This is a genomic window from Mesorhizobium sp. ES1-1, from assembly GCF_020164785.1.
Lineage (GTDB): Bacteria > Pseudomonadota > Alphaproteobacteria > Rhizobiales > Rhizobiaceae > Mesorhizobium.
The window spans coordinates 1-17,234 of the sequence record NZ_JAIUGX010000006.1 but is presented as its reverse complement, the minus strand read 5'-3'; the positions used below and the strand labels follow the sequence as shown (position 1 = coordinate 17,234).

Here is a 17,234-nt window from a genome sequence, read left to right as displayed (position 1 = left end):
GGCTCAACACTCGGCTGGCGGAATGTTTTTGCGTTCTCCGCCACGCACTTCGAGCGGCGCCGGCCAGCCACCTGACGATCGGCAGGTCACGCCAGGCTGTCAATCTCCTCGTCGGAAAGGTTCTGCGGCACCACCGTCACCGGGATGGGGAAGGCAGCGCCCTTGCCGGCCACGGCGCCGACCAGCGGCCCCGGGCCTTCCTTGCCGGCGCCGGCCGCCAGCACCAGGATGGCGATATCCTGGTCTTCCTCGATCAGCTTGTGGATCTCATCCGTCGGCTTGCCTTCTCGCACCACGATCTCCGGCTCGATCCCGAGCTTCTGGCGCACCTTGTTGGCATAGACGTCGAGCGCGGCGCGCGCCGTGGCGGTCGCCTCCTCGCGCATGATCTTCTCGACGCCCAGCCAATGCTGGAAATCATCAGGCTCGATGACATAGAGCAGAACCAGCGTTCCGCCGGTGCTTTGCGCGCGTTTCGAAGCATAGGCGACGGCGCGCTCGCATTCCGGCGTATCGTCGATGATCGTCAGGAATTTTCTGCGATGACCGGCTTCGCGGCTGAGGCGTTTGGAGACCATGTCTATCTACTCGGTATCATTTGGGCCGCAATCTGCCACCACCGCGTACCGGCGGCAAGCGCCGGTACGATTCCGGTGCGGCGCCATCAAGCCTGCAGCAGCCCGATAATGTCGCGAACCGTCTTCATCGTCCCCTCGGCGAGCACGCCGGCGCGCTCCCCGCCGTCCTTCAGCACCGCGTCGACATAGGCACGGTCATTGGAAATGCGACGCATTTCGCTGGCAACCGGCGCCAGCTTTTCCACCGCCAAGTCGGCCAGCGCCGGCTTGAACACCGAAAACTGCTGGCCGGCGAATTCCTTCAGCACGTCCGCCTTCGACATTTCGGCGAGACCGGCATAGATGCCGACCAGGTTCTCCGCCTCCGGCCGGGCTGCCAGACCGTCAAGCTCGCTCGGCAAAGCTTCCGGGTCGGTCTTGGCCTTGCGGATCTTCTTGGAGATGGCGTCGGCATCGTCGGTCAGGTTGATGCGCGACAGGTCGGACGGGTCCGATTTCGACATCTTCTTCGAGCCGTCGCGCAGCGACATGATGCGCGCAGCCGGCCCCCCGATCACCGGTTCGGTCAGCGGGAAATAGCCGTGCACGGTCTCCTCGCCGACCTGCATCTCGACACCGACGCCGAGCCTGGCGATGCGGTCGGAGAAGTCGTTGTTGAATTTCTGCGCAATGTCGCGGGTCAGCTCGAGATGCTGCTTCTGGTCGTCGCCGACAGGCACATGCGTGGCGCGGTAGACGAGGATATCAGCGGCCATCAGTGAGGGATAGGCGAGCAGGCCCAGCGACGCGTTCTCGCGGTCCTTGCCGGCCTTGTCCTTGAACTGCGTCATGCGGTTCATCCAGCCGATGCGGGCCACGCAGTTGAAGATCCAGGCCAGTTCGGCGTGCTGCATCACCCGCGACTGGTTGAAGACGATATGCTTCTTCGGATCGATGCCGGAGGCGAGGAACGCAGCGGTGATCGACCGCGTCTGGTCGGCGAGGTCTTCATGGACGAGCTGCGCGGTCAGCGAATGCAGGTCGACGACGCAATAGATGCAGTCGGATGTGTCTTGCAGGGCGACGAATTTCTTGATGGCGCCGAGATAATTGCCGAGATGCAGATTGCCGGTCGGCTGGACACCGGAAAAGACGAGTGGCTTGAAGGCGGACATTCTTGTTCCTTTGGCTTGTGGAGGGCCGTTTCGCGCGCGGCGAAAGTCTTGCGACGGCGCGCTTATGGACGAAGACACCGTTACGATCAAGATGATCCTAAAGGTGGACCGAGGGGCGCTATTCCTCGATGTCGGTCTTTGCGGCGGCCGGCGCGGCCTTGCGCCCGACATTGCGGCGGATCATGCCGAAATCGGTGCCGCCGGTGGCAAAGGCCGCGATGAAGTAGAGCAGCGCCCCGCCGGCCACCAGCGACAGCAGCGTCGTCGCCTTGACGACCAGCGGCGAGCCGGGGCCAAGCCTGACGGCGAACCAGTGCTCGGCGAAGTAAAGCGCCACGCCCATGATCACGGCTGAAAGCACAAGCCGTGGGATGCGCTTCAGGAGCGGCACGTCGCGCCCCCAATGGCCGCGCCTGATCAGCACGCCGAGCAGCATCGAGGCGTTGACCCAGCCGGCTACCGCGGAAGCGACGGCGATGCCTGGCGCTCCCATGCGAGGAAACAAGGTCAGGGCCGTGGTGACGTTCACGGCAACGGAAATAGCCGCGAAGATCATCGGCGTGCGCGTGTCCTCACGGGCGAAATAGCCTGGGGTAAATGCCTTGATCAGCACGAAGGCCGGCAGGCCGAGGCCGAAGATCGCCAGGATCGCCGCAACCGTCGGCGTCGAGCCGTTGGCCGCGAAGGCGCCCCGCTCATAGACCAGCCGCACGATCGGCTCCGACATCACCCAGAGCGCGGCGGCAGCGGGCAGCGTCAGGAACAGCGTGAACTCGACGGAGCGGTTCTGCAGATTGGCCGCTTCGATCAGATTGCCGGATTTCAGGGCCCGCGACAGCTCAGGCAGCAGCACGATCGCGACGGCGACGCCGACCACGCCGAGCGGCAGCTGATAAACGCGATCGGCATAGGCGAGCGAGGAAACCGCGCTGTTCTGCGCCGAGGCGATCGCCGTGCCGATCAGCTGGTTGATCTGGGTGATGCCGCCGGTGATCGCCGCCGGTAGCGCCAAGACCAGCAGACGCTTGACGGCTGGCGTCATCTTGGGGCGACGGAAGCCGATCGAGATGCCGGCATGGCGCACGGCGACCCAGACGATCGCCAGTTGAACGAGGCCGGCGGCGAGCACGCCCCAGGACAGTGCGTAGCCGACGGTCACTGCGTCCGAGCCCTTGTACCAAGCATAGGCAAGCACGCCGATCAGGATGATGTTGAGGAACACCGGCGCCACGGCGGCCGCGAAATAACGGCGCAGCGAGTTCAGCATGCCTGCCATCATGGCGCCCAGCGACATGCAGATCAGATAGGGGAACATGATCGTCGCCAGCGTCACCGTGGTATCGAACTTGCCCGGAATGCCGGCAAAACCCGGCGCTACCAGGTAGCGCACGATCAGCGGCATCGACAGTTCCATGACGATGGTCAGGGCCAGCAGCGCCGTGAACAGCACGCCGAACACCTCTTCCGAAAAGCGCTTGGCGCCGTCTGTGCCATGGGTCTCGATCTCCTTGGCGAACAGCGGCACGAAGGCGGCGTTGAACGCACCCTCGGCGAACAGCCGGCGAAAAGTGTTGGGGAACTGGAACGCGGCGTTGAAGGCGTCCGCGACCGGCCCGGTGCCGAGGGCGGCGGCCATCAGCATCTCGCGGCCGAAACCGAGCGCGCGGCTCATCAGCGTGCCGGACGCGACCGTTGCGAATTTCTTCATGAGGCTCATAAGTCTGGAAACTGCCTGCGAAATTGGGACAAGGAGAGCGCTGTCGTCACTCGGCGGCGGCTTTGGCCTTGGCGCCCCGCTCGGGCACGATGCCCTCCAGCGTAGCGATCAACCGGTTGCGGGTGGTGGCGATGCGGGCCGGACTGTCGATCTTCTGACCGGTAAGGTCGGTCACATAGAAGGTGTCGATGACCTTTTCGCCGAAAGTGGTGATGTGGGCCGACGCGATGTCGAGCGAAAGGTCGGACAGCGTCCCGGTGATTTCCGATAGCAATCCCGGGCGATCCAGGCCCTCGACCTCGACGACCGAAAACCGGTTCGAGAGCGTGTTGCGGATTTCGGCGCGCGGCGGAATCTTGAACACTTTGGCGCCGCGCCGGGGTTTGGTACGCTTCTCGATCATCTCCGGCAGCCAGCTCTTGCCCGACAGCACGTCCTCGATCAACCGGCCAACGCGCTCGGCGCGCCGTCGCTCGTCCTCGTCGCGATCGAATTCCCGCGAAATGAGAATCGTGTCCAGGGCGCGGCCGTCCGCCGTGGTGAAGATCTGCGCATCGACGATGTTGCCGCCGGCCCCCGCACAAGCCCCCGCAATCACCGAAAGCAGGCGCGGATGATCCTGCGCCAGCACGGTGATTTCGGTAACCCCTTCGAATTGGTGAGTCTTGACCATTGTAGCCAGCCTGTTGCCGGCCGCGTCCGCGTCACGGATGAATTCGGCGTGGCGCAACTGGTCCGGCAGGTCGACGGTCAGCAGATAGTTCTCATAGTGCAGGCCGACATAACGCTTGCGCGCCGCGTCCGGCCAGTCGGCCAGCGCCTCGGCAAGGCGTTCACGGGACGCGGCGGTGCGCTGGGCGCGCGACACTTCCGAGAAGCCGCCGGTCAACAGCAGCTCGGTCTCGTAATAGAGCGTGCGCAGCAACTGGCCCTTCCAGCCATTCCAGACCCCTGGGCCGACGCCTCTGATGTCGCAGACGGTGAGAATGAGGAGCAGCTTCAGCCGCTCGACCGACTGCACGATCGAGGCGAAATCCTCGATCGTCTTGCGGTCGTTGAGATCGCGGGTCTGCGCCGTCATCGACATCACCAGATGATTCTCCACCAGCCATGCGACGGTCTCGGTGTCGGCGGGCGAAAGCCCCATATGCGGGCAGATGCGGCGGGCGATCCTGGCGCCGGCCTCGGAATGGTCCTCCGGTCGGCCCTTGGCGATGTCGTGCAGGAGCACGGCGACATAGAGCGCCTCGCGGCTCTTCTTCAGCCCCGGCATCAGCGTGTGCGACAGCGGGTGGACGGTCTCGCCGTCGCCGCGCTCGATCTCGGCCAGCACGCCGATGCAACGGATCAGGTGCTCGTCCACCGTATAGTGGTGGTACATCGAGAACTGCATCATGGCGACGATCTTGCCGAAATCAGGGATCAGTTTGCCCAGCAGTCCGGCCTCGTTCATGCGCCGCAAATTGAGCTCGGCATTTCGGTCCGAAGTCAGGATGTCGAGGAACAGCCGATTGGCCTCCTCGTCGCGCCGCAGCGACTTGTTGACCAGTCCGAGCGACCGGGTCAGCAGTTTGAGCGCATCGGGATGGAATTCCAGCCCATGCTTGTCGGCGAACCAGAACAATCGCAGCAGATTGACCGGATCGCGCTCGAACACCAGGTCGTCGGCGATGTTGATGCGGTGGTTGTCGACGATGAAATCCGAAGTGCCGGCAAGCTTGCGCTTGCGGCGTTGAAAGGTGAGGAAGATGCGGTTGAAGCCCGGCACATGCTTGGCCTGCTCTTCTTCCAGCGCGGCGCAGAAGATGCGGGTCAGGTCGCCGACATCCTTGGCCACGAGGAAGTAGTGCTTCATGAACCGCTCGACGGCCGACAGGCCGGGGTGACTGGTATAGCCCAGACGTTCTGCAATCTCTCGCTGAATGTCGAAATGCAGCCGCTCCTCGGCCTTGCCGGTGAGGAAATGCATGTGGCAGCGCACCGCCCACAGGAAATCCTCGGCTTTCTGGAACTCGCGATACTCGCTTTCGGTGAAGACGCCCTTGTCGACCAGCTCCTCGCCCGTGCGGACGCGGTAGAAATATTTGCCGATCCAAAACAGCGTCTGCAGATCGCGCAGGCCGCCCTTGCCATCCTTGACATTGGGCTCGACGAGATAGCGGCTTTCGCCGGCCTTGGCGTGACGCTCGTCGCGTTCGGTAAGCTTGGCCTGGACATATTCGGGCCCGGTCGTGCGCACCACCTCGTGGTCGAAGCGCAGCATCAACTCGTCATAGAGCTTGAGTTCGCCCCACAGGAAGCGCGCCTCCAGAATCGAGGTGCGGATGGTGACGTCCGTGCGCGACAGCCGCAGGCACTCGTCGATGTTGCGTGTGGCGTGGCCGACCTTCAGGCCGAGATCCCACAGCATGTAGAGCATGTATTCGACGGTCCGTTCGCCCCAGGGAGTCTGCTTGTTGGGCAGCAGGAACAGGAGGTCGATGTCGGATCCGGGCGCCAGCGTGCCGCGCCCGTAACCGCCAACAGCGACGACGGCCATGCGCTCGGCCGAGGACGGGTTCTTGACCCGGTAGACATGCTTGACGGCGAAATCATAGAGGGCTCGGATGATCTCATCCATGAGATAGGAGAGCCGCGCCGCGCAGGCGCTGCCGCCGCCATCTTCCTTCAGCATCCGCTCGGCCGTCCTGCGGCCTTCGGCCAATCTGCCCTTGAGCAGTTGGAGGGCAGCGGAACGCACGGCTTGTGAAGAGCCATCCCCGGCGGTGGCGGCGGTCAACGCCGTCATCTCGCGGCGCAAGGCTTCGCCGTCGATCAGTTCTTCAAGCTTCAGGGAGATTTTCGCCATTGGTAATGGGTGGCCTTGCCTTTTGGGCGGCGTCTATAGCGCGTTTTCGTGTCGCTGGGTATGGGCGAAAGGATCCGTTCGTCCTGGTGGTCGAATGGGATGATCATCTTGCGTCTCATCCGGCAGAAATTGCCTATCTGCCGTCCCAGGCGATTGAACTCGCTTGTGATTTTCTTGCCAAGAGCTTTCGCGTGGCGTCCTGCCAGGCCACTCTCCTTCCAGGCGTTCACCCGGTCCAGCTTGAGCAGGCTTGGCAGGCCTAAGGATTTCTCGCCCAGGTACTGATCCTGTAGGCACAGAGCCGGCACAAGTTGGTAGATCCTCTTGCCGGACGATGTCGGAAAGATCGGATTGAACATTAACTGGTCGACCGGAATTCCTATGTCCCTGGTCGCGTCCACGAGATCTCGAGCCGCCTGCCTCGAGATAATGTAACCTCCCGTGCCTATATGCACGTCATGAAGCCGGGACAAGAAGAAGCCATGGCCGGCCGCCAGGCGCTTGCGGCCGACGAGGGTTTTCTGGAAGACGGTTTCCAGCTTGATGATATCGGCGTCCGCTGGAATCCAGCCGGTATCGCGGAGCAAGGCCCCGGCCGTCGTTGTGAAGACGAGGTCGTCCTCGAAGACGGCGACATGGCGGTCGCCGCCTTTGGCGATCATCTCCCAGCAAGCCCTGTGGCTGAGCAGGCAAGCGATTTCGGTGTCGGCAAGACGGATCTTCGTTCGGCGTTTGGCACGCAGCGGCATTGTGGCCAGATCCGGCCGGCTCTCGGCATCAACCGCCTCGATCCGCGAGAACTGAATTCCGATTCGGGCAAACTCGCTCTTCATATGGGCGAGCCGGTCGAGGGACCGATCGAGGTTGATGAGCAGGCATTTCATTTTTGGGCAAATCGACATTGGTATCGAAACCGGCTGAAAGCGGTGCTGAATAGCACGGGGGCGCTGGCTGCGTCCGGATTTCTTGCAGCGATCGCAAGACCAAGCCGCGTCATCCGGGAAAAAGCGGGATACGCCCTTGACCTTCCAGTTACTGGAAGCACTACCTCCGCGTTTAAGCACTGGCATTGGGCATTTTTGCATGACGCATTCAGACCACGCTCATCACGCGCACGGCACTCATGGCGGCTGCTGCGTCCCGAAGGCTACGGCCGGCGACGCCGCCGTGGTGCGGGACCCTGTATGCGGCATGACCGTCGATCCGGCGGCCGGCAAACCTACCGCCGAACATGAGGGTCATCTTTATCATTTCTGCGGCGAGCGCTGCCGCACGAAATTCGTCGCGGAGCCGAAGAAATATCTCGGCGACAGGCCGAAGCCGGTGCCGATGCCCAAGGGCACGCAATACACCTGCCCGATGCACCCCGAGATCATCCGCGACAAGCCCGGCTCCTGCCCGATCTGCGGCATGGCGCTGGAGCCGATGGGCGTGCCGGGTGGCGACGAGGGGCCGAACCCCGAACTGATCGATTTCACCAAGCGATTCTGGGTCAGCGCCGTCCTATCGATCCCGTTGCTGGTCATCGCCATGGCGCCGATGCTGGGCCTAACCTTCCGGGGCCTGATTGACGAACGGATGATGGTCTGGCTGGAACTGGCGCTGGCCAGCCCGGTGGTGCTCTGGGCGGCCTTTCCCTTCTTCCATCGCGGTTGGGAGTCCATCCTCAATCGCAGTCCCAACATGTGGACGCTGATCTCGCTCGGCGTTGGCGCGGCCTATCTCTACAGCCTCGTTGCCACGCTGTTCCCGGACATCTTCCCGCACCAGTTCCGCGACCATGGCGGCGCGGTGCCGGTCTATTTCGAGGCTTCTGCGGTCATCGTCGCGCTGGTCTTCCTCGGACAGGTGCTGGAGTTGCGCGCCCGCGAACAGACCGGTTCGGCGATCCGCGCGCTGCTCGATCTCGCGCCCAAAAACGCCCGGCTGATCGGCGCCGACGGCTCCGAGCGCGACGTGCCGCTCGACACGGTCAAGGCCGGCGACCGCCTGCGCCTCCGCCCCGGTGACGCCGTGCCGGTCGACGGCACGGTGCTGGAGGGCCGCAGCTCCGTCGACGAATCGATGATCACGGGCGAACCCTTGCCGGTCGAGAAGACCGAAGGCGATGCCCTGACCGGCGGCACGCTAAACAAGAACGGGTCGCTGGTCATGCGCACCGAGCGGATCGGCGCCGAAACGACGCTGGCGCGCATCGTCGAACTGGTCGCCAGGGCCCAACGCTCGCGCGCGCCGATCCAGGGGCTCGCTGATCGCGTTTCTTTCTACTTCGTCCCGGCCGTGGTGCTGGTCGCGGTCGCCGCCTTTGCGATTTGGGCGATCCTTGGCCCCGAGCCCAGCCTGGCCTTTGCCATCGTCTCGGCCGTGTCCGTGTTGATCATCGCCTGTCCCTGCGCGCTCGGCCTGGCCACGCCGATGTCGATCATGACCGCCACCGGACGCGGCGCGCACGCCGGCGTGCTGATCAAGGAAGCCGCCGCGCTGGAGCGCTTCGCTTCCGTCGACACGCTGATCGTCGACAAGACCGGCACGCTGACGGAAGGCCGGCCGAAGCTGACCGACGTCCTCGCCGCGAACGGCTTTTCCGAAGACGAATTGCTGGTGCTGGCGGCTGGCCTGGAGAAGGGGTCGGAGCATCCGCTTGCCGAGGCCATCGTCGAGGGCGCCGCGAGCCGTGGCTTGAACGTGAACGAGGCCGGCGGCTTCGAGGCGATCACCGGCAAGGGTGTGGCCGGAACTGTATTGGGAAGGAAGGTCGCGCTGGGCAATGCCGCCATGATGGCTGACCTCGGCATCGATATCACGCCCCTTTCTGCCAGGTCCGTTTCTCTGCAGACGGAAGGCAGAACGGTGATTTTCGTTGCGGTTGACAGGGTGTTGGGCGGCATCGTTGCCGTCGCCGATCCGGTCAAGGCCACCACGGCCGAGGCGATCAGGTCGCTGCACGCCAGGGGGCTGACGATCGTCATGGCGACCGGCGACAATGAGCGCACGGCCAGCGCGATCGCCAGAAGTCTCGGCATAGACGAGGTCCGCGCCGGCCTATTGCCGGAGCAGAAGGCCGCGCTGGTCGAGGATTTACGAGCCGAGGGCAAGATCGTCGGCATGGCCGGTGACGGCGTCAACGACGCGCCGGCCCTGGCCGCGGCCGATGTCGGTATCGCCATGGGCACTGGCGCCGATGTGGCGGTGGAAAGCGCCGGCATCACCCTGGTCAAGGGCGATCTCAACGGCATCGTCAGGGCGCGCATCCTCGCCCAGGCGACGATCCGCAACATTCGCCAGAACCTGTTTTTCGCCTTTCTCTACAATGTGCTCGGCGTGCCGGTCGCGGCCGGTGTGCTCTATCCGCTCACCGGCACGCTGCTGTCGCCCATGCTGGCTGCGGCGGCAATGAGCCTGTCGTCGGTCTCGGTGATATCGAACGCGTTGCGGCTGCGGGCGTTGAAACTCTGATCCCAGCCCCCAAATACCAACCCGAACAAAGGAGACCTTGAATGACCCTGGCCAAGAAGATCGTGCTGTTGCTGATGGCGGCTGGAATGCTGCTTGCAGTCTTCCTCGAAAGCGTTCCGGCGCAGGCGGAGGAGGCGAAACATGACATGACCGGTATGGCGATGGGTGCCGAAAGCCCGTCGACGCAGGGCTACAAGGCCGCGATGGACAAGATGCATGGCGACATGATGATCGACTATACCGGCAATGCCGATGTCGATTTTGTCCGGGGCATGATCCCCCATCATCAGGGCGCCATCGACATGGCCAAGGTCGAGCTCGCCAATGGCAAGGATCCGGAGATCCGCAAACTTGCCGAAGGCGTCGTCGCCGCGCAAGAGGCCGAGATCAAGCAGATGCAAGCCTGGCTCGCCGCCCACCCGGCCAAGTGAGAATTTCCGCGGCCATGCCCGTCGCGAGGGCCATTCCGGATCTTTCGGCCTGTGACGCCATCTGAGCTCAATGGAGTTTGCCATGCCTTCGACCATCAGGACCACCACGCTGCCCTCCGGCGAAGCCATCGCCGTTCTCGGACAGGGTACATGGAAGATGGGCGAGGATTCGCGCCGTCGCGTAGCTGAGGTCGACGCGCTCAAGCTCGGCCTCGATCTTGGCGTCACCCTGATCGACACCGCCGAAATGTACGCTGGCGGCGGCGCCGAGGAGGTGGTGGCCGAGGCGATTGCAGGGCGCCGCGACGAAGTCTTCCTGGTTTCGAAAGTGCTGCCGTCCAACGCGTCGCGCGCAGGCGTCCAACGCGCCTGCGAGAACAGCCTGAAGCGCCTGCGGACCGACCGCATCGATCTCTATCTGCTGCATTGGCCGGGCAGCATCCCGTTGGCTGAGACGGTCTCCGCCTTCGAGGCCCTGATGGACGCCGGCAAGATCCGCCACTGGGGCGTCAGCAATTTCGACACCGAGGAGATGGAAGAGCTGGTTGGCTTGGCCAACGGCGACAATGTCCAGACCAACCAGGTGCTCTACAATCTGGTCCGGCGCGGCATCGAATACGATCTCGCGCCCTGGAGCCGAGCGCGCGGCATTCCGCTGATGGCCTATTCGCCGGTCGAGCAGGGCGCATTGGCGAGCAATGCAAGGCTCGACGCGGTCGCTGCCCGCCACAATTCGACGGCGGCGCAGATCGCCCTTGCCTGGGTGATGCACCAGGAGGGCGTCATCGCCATCCCCAAGGCCAGCAGCCAGGACCATGTTCGCCAGAATGTCGCAGCGCTCGACATTGCGCTTACGGGCGAGGATCTGGCCGATCTTGACCGCGCCTTCCCGCCGCCGACGCGCAAGCGCGGGCTGGAGATGATCTGACTATTTCCCGACCAGCCCCTTCAGCCGGTACAGCGCTTCAAGCGCCTCCCTCGGCGTCATCTCGTCCGGGTTGATGTCGCCGAGCGCCGCGCTGACGGCATCGCTCTTTACCGGCTTCGGCGCCTCGCGTCGGACCGCCACGGAAAACAGCGGCAGATCGTCGACGAGGCGATTGGTCTTGCCGGAAACCTCGCCTTCCTCCAACTGGTGCAGCACTTCCTTGGCCCGGTCGACCACCGCTTCCGGCAGTCCCGCCAGCCGCGCCACCTGCACGCCATAGGAACGATCGGCGGCGCCCTTGCCCACCTCATGCAGGAAGACGACATCGTTTTCCCACTCCTTGACCCGCATCGTCACATTGTGCAGGCGCGCCAGCTTGCCGGCGAGCGAGGTCATTTCGTGGAAATGCGTGGCGAAGATGGCCCGGCAACGGTTCTTCTCGTGCAGATATTCCACCGCCGCCCAGGCGATCGACAGCCCGTCGAAAGTGGCCGTGCCGCGGCCGATCTCGTCGAGGATCACCAGCGCGCGTTCGCCGGCCTGGTTGAGGATGGCCGCTGTCTCGACCATTTCGACCATGAAGGTCGAGCGGCCGCGTGCCAGATCGTCGGAAGCGCCGACGCGCGAGAACAGTCGATCGACCACGCCGATATGGGCCGAGGTCGCAGGCACGAACGAGCCGGTCTGGGCCAGGATCGCAATCAGCGCGTTTTGCCTGAGGAAGGTCGACTTGCCGCCCATATTGGGACCGGTCAGCAGCCAGATCGCGCCGTTCTTCGCGTTGCCTTCCGGCGACAGGTCGCAGTCATTGGCGACGAACGGGCCGTCGCCCGAGCGGCGCAATGCCTGTTCGACCACTGGATGGCGGCCGCCCGCAATCTCGAAGGCGAGGCTGGAATCGACCACGGGCCGGCACCAGGCCTCGCTCTCCGACAAAAGCGCGAGCGCAGCCGACACGTCGAGGACCGCGAGCGCCTCTGCGCCGGCGCGGATCTTTTCCGCTTCGCCGACCGCCTCCGTCGTCAGCGCATCGAAGGCGGCAAGCTCGATGCTGAGTGCCCGGTCGGCGGCATTGGCGATCTTTGTCTCGAGTTCGGCGAGTTCGGTGGTGGTGAAACGCATGGCATTGGCCATGGTCTGGCGATGGATGAAGCGCGCCTTGGCGCCATCGCTGCCGGTCATGATGGCGTGGTGGTTGGCGGTCACCTCGATGTAATAACCGAGCACATTGTTGTGCCGTATTTTCAGCGAGCGGATGCCGGTCTCCTCGATCAGCGAGCGCTCCAGCCCGGCGATGACCTTGCGCGATTCGTCGCGTAGCGCCCGCATCTCGTCGAGATCGGCATGGTAGCCGCCGCGCAGGAAGCCGCCGTCGCGCTTGAGCAGCGGCAGTTCGTCGCCAAGCGCCTGCGTCAGATGCCGGGCGAGCGCCTCGGGCAGCGCCTGGATGGCAGCGAGCGCGCACGTCAGTTCTTCCGGCAGGCTGGTCCCGGCAAACGTCGCGGCGATGGCCGCTGCCGCCTCGAAGCCGGCGCGCAGCGCGCCGAGGTCGCGCGGCCCGCCGCGATTCAGTGCCAGCCTGGACAGCGCGCGCGGCATGTCGGCGACGCTCTTGAGGCTGCTCCGCACCGCCTGGCACAGCTTGGTTTCGGCGCGGAAAAACGACACCGAGTCCAGCCTGGCGCCGATCGCGGCCGGATCGGTCAGCGGCGCCATCAGCCGGTCGGCGAGCAGCCTGGCGCCGCCGCCGGTCACTGTGCGGTCGATGGCCTTGAACAGCGAGCCTTCGCGGCTGCCCGAGAGCGTGCGCAGCAGTTCCAGATTGCCGCGCGTCGCCGGGTCGATGAACAGGGTCGAGCCCTGCTCCTCGCGCTCTGGCCGCGACAGGGGCGGGCGCTCGGCCTTCTGCGTCTTCTCGACATAGGCGATGGCGCCCGAGATGGCGGACAACTCCGCGCGCGAGAATGCGCCGAAACTGTCGGGCGTCGCCACGTCGAAGAAGCGGGCGATACGCCCCGTCGCCGAGGCCGAATCGAACAGCGAGGGCGGCTGCGGATTGGCGACGCGGCCGAGCACGTCGAACACGGCTTTCAGCGCGGGATCATGGAACACCGGCTCGGCGACGATCAGTTCGCGCGGATCGACGCGGAAGATGTCGGCCAGCAGCCGGTCGGCGGTGGTTTCAGAGACCCGGAAGGCGCCGGTTGAGATGTCGATCCAGGCCAGGGCAAAGGCGTGTTCCGCTCCGCCCTTCACCCGGCCCAGCGCCATCAGGAAGCTCGATTCCGACGGCGCGAGCAACTTGTCCTCGGTGATCGTGCCCGGCGTCACCAGCCGCACGACGTCACGGCGCACCACGGATTTGCCGCCGCGTTTCTTGGCCTCCGCAGGATCCTCGATCTGCTCGCAGACGGCAACGCGGAATCCCTGGCCGATCAGCTTCTGCAGATAATCGTCGGCCGCATGCACCGGCACGCCGCACATCGGAATGTCGTGGCCCTGGTGCTTGCCGCGCTTGGTCAAGACGATGCCGAGCGCCCGGCTGGCCTTTTCCGCGTCGTCGAAGAACAGCTCGTAGAAGTCGCCCATGCGGTAGAACAGCAGCGAATCCGGGTTCGCCGCCTTGATCTCGATGAACTGCTCCATCATCGGCGTGACGGCAGCAGAGGCCGTTGGCAACGTCGTCATCGCCTCGGAACCGTCGGGCTCGTTCGGAATGTGCATGTTCATGCGCGGTAAGCTAGCAGATGTGATGGCCGGGTTTAATGGCGAGGCCTAGAAAAGCAGGGGAAGACTGCATTGCAGCTCGCAGCCCTGACAGCCCCCATCCGCTTTGAAGCAGCTTTGCCGAGCTTGGCGGTTTACACGAGCGGCGCGTGGTCTTAATTCGGAAGGACACAGGCACCCATGTCAAGGAGGTGCTGCATCGGCGAGGAAATCAAGACATCATGGCCAGGAAAACCGAGAACAGCGGCCCGTCCGTCAGCGCGCAGGAAGCGCTCGAATTCCATGCCATGGGCCGTCCCGGCAAGCTGGAGGTCGTCGCCACCAAGCCGATGGCGACGCAGCGCGATCTGAGCCTCGCCTATTCGCCCGGGGTCGCGGTCCCCGTCCTGGCTATCGCCGAGGACCCCAGCCGCGCCTTCGACTACACGACGCGCGGCAACATGGTCGCCGTGATTTCCAACGGCACCGCCATTCTTGGCCTCGGCAATCTCGGCGCCCTGGCTTCGAAGCCGGTGATGGAAGGCAAGGCGGTGTTGTTCAAGCGCTTCGCCGACGTCGATTCCATCGACCTCGAGGTCGACACCGAGGACGCCGACGAATTCATCAATTGCGTGCGCTTTCTCGGGCCTTCCTTCGGCGGCATCAATCTCGAGGACATCAAGGCGCCGGAATGCTTCATCATCGAGCAGCGCTTGCGCGAGCTGATGGACATCCCGGTCTTCCACGACGACCAGCACGGCACCGCCATCATCTCGGCCGCCGGCCTGATCAACGCGCTGGAAATCACCGGCCGCGACATGAAGACCACGAAGATGGTCTGCAACGGCGCCGGTGCCGCAGGCATCGCCTGCATCGAGCTGATGAAGGCGATGGGCTTTTCGCCCGAAAACATCATCCTGTGCGATACCAAGGGCGTTGTCTTCCAGGGCCGATCCGAAGGCATGAACCAATGGAAGTCGGCGCATGCGGTCAAGACCGATTCGCGCAGCCTGGCCGACGCGCTGGACGGGGCCGATGTGTTCCTCGGCCTCTCGGCCAAGGGCGCGCTGACGCCGGCCATGGTGCGGTCGATGGCCAAGAACCCGATCATCTTCGCCATGGCCAATCCCGACCCCGAAATCACGCCCGAGGAAGTGGCCGAGATCCGCACCGACGCCATCATGGCCACGGGCCGCTCGGACTATCCCAACCAGGTCAACAATGTGCTCGGCTTCCCCTATATTTTCCGCGGCGCGCTGGATGTGCGGGCCACCACCATAAATGACGACATGAAGATCGCCGCCGCCCGCGCGCTGGCCACGCTCGCGCGCCAGGATGTGCCCGACGATGTCGCTGCCGCCTATCAGGGCAACCGGCCGAAATTCGGCCCCAACTACATCATCCCGGTGCCGTTCGACCCGCGCCTGATCTCGGCCATCCCGATCGCTGTGGCCAAGGCGGCGATGGATTCGGGCGTCGCCCGCAAGCCGATCCTCGACCTCGACCGCTACGCGCAGGAGCTCTCCGCCCGCCGCGACCCGATCGCCTCGACCCTGCAGCGCATCTATGACCGCGTCCGCCGCCAGCCCAAGCGCATCGTCTTCGCCGAGGGCGAGGAGGAGCAGGTCATGCGCGCCGCAGTCGCCTATGTGAACCAGAAGCTCGGCACCGCCATCCTGCTTGGCCGCGACGATGTCATCAAGGAGAACGCCCGGCATGCCGGCATCGACCTCGACAGGCAGGGCGTCGAGATCATCAACGCCCGGCTGTCGCGCCGCAACTCGATCTACACCGACTATCTCTACGAGCGCATGCAGCGGAAGGGCTTCCTGTTCCGCGACTGCCAGCGGCTGATCAACAACGACCGCAACCATTTCGCCGCCTGCATGGTGGCGCTGGGCGATGCCGACGGCATCGTCACCGGCGTCACCCGCAACTATTCGACCGCGCTCGACGACATCAGGCGCGTCATCGATGCCAAGCCCGGCCACCGCGTCATCGGCGTGTCGATCGTTCTGGCGCGCGGCAGGACGGTGATCGTCGCCGACACCGCTGTGCACGATATGCCCAATGCCGAGCAGATCGCCGACATCGCCGAGGAAGCAGCCGGTTTCGCCCGCCGCATGGGCTACGAGCCGAGGCTCGCCATGCTCGCCTACTCCACCTTCGGCCATCCGCAGGGCGAGCGCTCCGAACGCGTGCAGGAGGCCGTACGCATTCTCGACAAGCGGCGCGTCGATTTCGAATATGACGGCGAAATGGCCGCCGACGTCGCCCTCAACGCCCGCGCCATGGCGCAGTACCCGTTCATCCGGCTGACCGGCCCGGCCAACGTGCTGATCATGCCGGCCTTCCACTCGGCCTCGATCTCGACCAAGATGCTGCAGGAGCTCGGCGGCTCGACCGTCATCGGCCCGCTCCTGGTCGGCCTGAACAAGCCGGTGCAGATCGTGTCGCTGAACGCCAAGGACAGCGATATCGTCAACATGGCGGCGATCGCGGCTTATACGGCGGGGACTTGAGGAAGGAGTCCAACCCCGGACGAAAGTCGTCTGTACAGCCGCAAGGCGCCAGCTCTAACCCGGCGCGAAAACCCGGGCGGCCTGAATAACCTCGCCGACCTGATCCGCTCGCAGCAGGTCGATCGGATTTCGCCCGTCAAGCTCCGCCGCCGGGCGTGTCAGCCACAGCCAGGCCAGCCTCGGATTGCCGATCAGGGACAGCACGTCGCTTATGCCGGCGACCGGCCTGCCGTCCACGAATTGCGCAAGCGGGAAGACATGCTTGCGGCCGCCCTTGCGCAAGGCGATGACCTCGCCCCGCCTTTGCCAGCGATGCAGTGTGGAGCGGGCGATGCGCAGGTTTTCTTCCAGATAGGTCGAGCCGGCGACCCGGCCGGCCCAGTCCTCGATCAGCATCGATTCGAGATCGTCGGTCCGCGGCAGCGCAGGCGAGAGCTCGGTGCCGGCCTGCAAGGGTGCGGACAAAGCCGAGGAAGCATCGGCGGTGCCGGCCTCTGTGCGGCGCGCGGCCTCCGCCGCCAGGGCGCGGACGAATTTCGAGGCCAACGCGGGAAGGTCGGCATGGATGGTGTCGATGGCACGCCGGTGTTTGGGCGACAGCGAGGTGACGGCGGCGGCGATCCCGCCAGCAATTTTGCCGACCGAAACCATGGTCGATTGGTTGATCGCCTCGTCATAGCGGGCAAGTGCGTGCTCCACCTGCTTGGAGACCATTTCCGCGAAGTCGTCCTGTCCATGGCGGGTTATGTGAAATCTGTTCATGCTTCTGTCTTCTGGCCGCCGTCGCTCCTCCTCGGCTGCGGCCGGTTGCTGGATTCTAGAGCGTTTCCTGTTTTGGGAGAATCGTAGGATTCCCATCGAGGCTTGTTTGTGATTCAAGATGCTGGCTGGATT

General features: G+C 64.5%; 11 protein-coding genes. 4 read left to right on the top strand and 7 right to left on the bottom strand.

All coding sequences use genetic code 11. The features are described 5' to 3' along the window. Positions 1-86 precede the first annotated feature (86 nt). The 5 genes from LB513_RS11860 to LB513_RS11840 all read right to left on the bottom strand — a co-directional run bounded on the left by LB513_RS11860 (position 87) and on the right by LB513_RS11840 (position 7,367). Positions 87-578 (bottom strand): universal stress protein, encoded by a 492-nt coding sequence (locus LB513_RS11860; protein WP_224663697.1) that lies wholly within the window; start codon positions 576-578, stop codon positions 87-89. Positions 579-664: 86 nt separating this feature from the next. Next, positions 665-1,732 carry a tryptophan--tRNA ligase gene (gene trpS, locus LB513_RS11855; RefSeq protein WP_224663696.1) on the bottom strand — a complete coding sequence of 356 codons (1,068 nt, stop codon included), beginning with the start codon at positions 1,730-1,732 and terminating at the stop codon, positions 665-667. A 118-nt stretch (positions 1,733-1,850) separates the two neighbouring features. Beyond that, positions 1,851-3,449, bottom strand: a complete 1,599-nt coding sequence (gene murJ, locus LB513_RS11850; RefSeq protein ID WP_224663695.1) for a murein biosynthesis integral membrane protein MurJ — start codon at positions 3,447-3,449, stop codon at positions 1,851-1,853. A gap of 46 nt (positions 3,450-3,495) precedes the next feature. Continuing rightward, positions 3,496-6,297 (bottom strand): [protein-PII] uridylyltransferase, encoded by a 2,802-nt coding sequence (locus LB513_RS11845; RefSeq protein WP_224663694.1) that lies wholly within the window; start codon positions 6,295-6,297, stop codon positions 3,496-3,498. Next, positions 6,279-7,367, bottom strand: coding sequence for a glycosyltransferase family 25 protein (locus LB513_RS11840; protein WP_224663693.1), 1,089 nt, complete (start codon positions 7,365-7,367; stop codon positions 6,279-6,281). Before LB513_RS11840 ends, LB513_RS11845 begins: the two co-directional genes overlap by 19 nt. A 13-nt stretch (positions 7,368-7,380) precedes the next feature. On the opposite strand from LB513_RS11840, the gene LB513_RS11835 reads away from it, so the two are divergent. The 3 genes from LB513_RS11835 (at position 7,381) to LB513_RS11825 (ending at position 11,112) form a co-directional block, all read left to right on the top strand. Beyond that, positions 7,381-9,753, top strand: coding sequence for a heavy metal translocating P-type ATPase (locus LB513_RS11835; RefSeq protein ID WP_224663692.1), 2,373 nt, complete (start codon positions 7,381-7,383; stop codon positions 9,751-9,753). A gap of 41 nt (positions 9,754-9,794) precedes the next feature. Further along, on the top strand, positions 9,795-10,184 hold the full coding sequence (locus tag LB513_RS11830) for a DUF305 domain-containing protein (protein ID WP_224663691.1): 390 nt from the start codon (positions 9,795-9,797) through the stop codon (positions 10,182-10,184). Positions 10,185-10,266: 82 nt separating this feature from the next. Further along, the gene (locus LB513_RS11825) at positions 10,267-11,112 is read left to right on the top strand and encodes an aldo/keto reductase (RefSeq protein WP_224663690.1); all 846 of its coding nucleotides are present in this window, start codon (positions 10,267-10,269) and stop codon (positions 11,110-11,112) included. Here LB513_RS11825 and mutS read toward each other — a convergent pair whose 3' ends face one another. Beyond that, positions 11,113-13,842 (bottom strand): DNA mismatch repair protein MutS, encoded by a 2,730-nt coding sequence (gene mutS, locus LB513_RS11820; RefSeq protein ID WP_224663689.1) that lies wholly within the window; start codon positions 13,840-13,842, stop codon positions 11,113-11,115. 218 nt (positions 13,843-14,060) lie between these two features. On the opposite strand from mutS, the gene LB513_RS11815 reads away from it, so the two are divergent. Then, a complete protein-coding gene (locus LB513_RS11815) occupies positions 14,061-16,340 on the top strand; it encodes an NADP-dependent malic enzyme (RefSeq protein ID WP_224663688.1) in 2,280 nt (759 codons plus the stop codon). A gap of 54 nt (positions 16,341-16,394) precedes the next feature. Here LB513_RS11815 and LB513_RS11810 read toward each other — a convergent pair whose 3' ends face one another. Beyond that, positions 16,395-17,102 (bottom strand): antitoxin Xre/MbcA/ParS toxin-binding domain-containing protein, encoded by a 708-nt coding sequence (locus LB513_RS11810; RefSeq protein WP_224663687.1) that lies wholly within the window; start codon positions 17,100-17,102, stop codon positions 16,395-16,397. Positions 17,103-17,234: the final 132 nt, after the last annotated feature.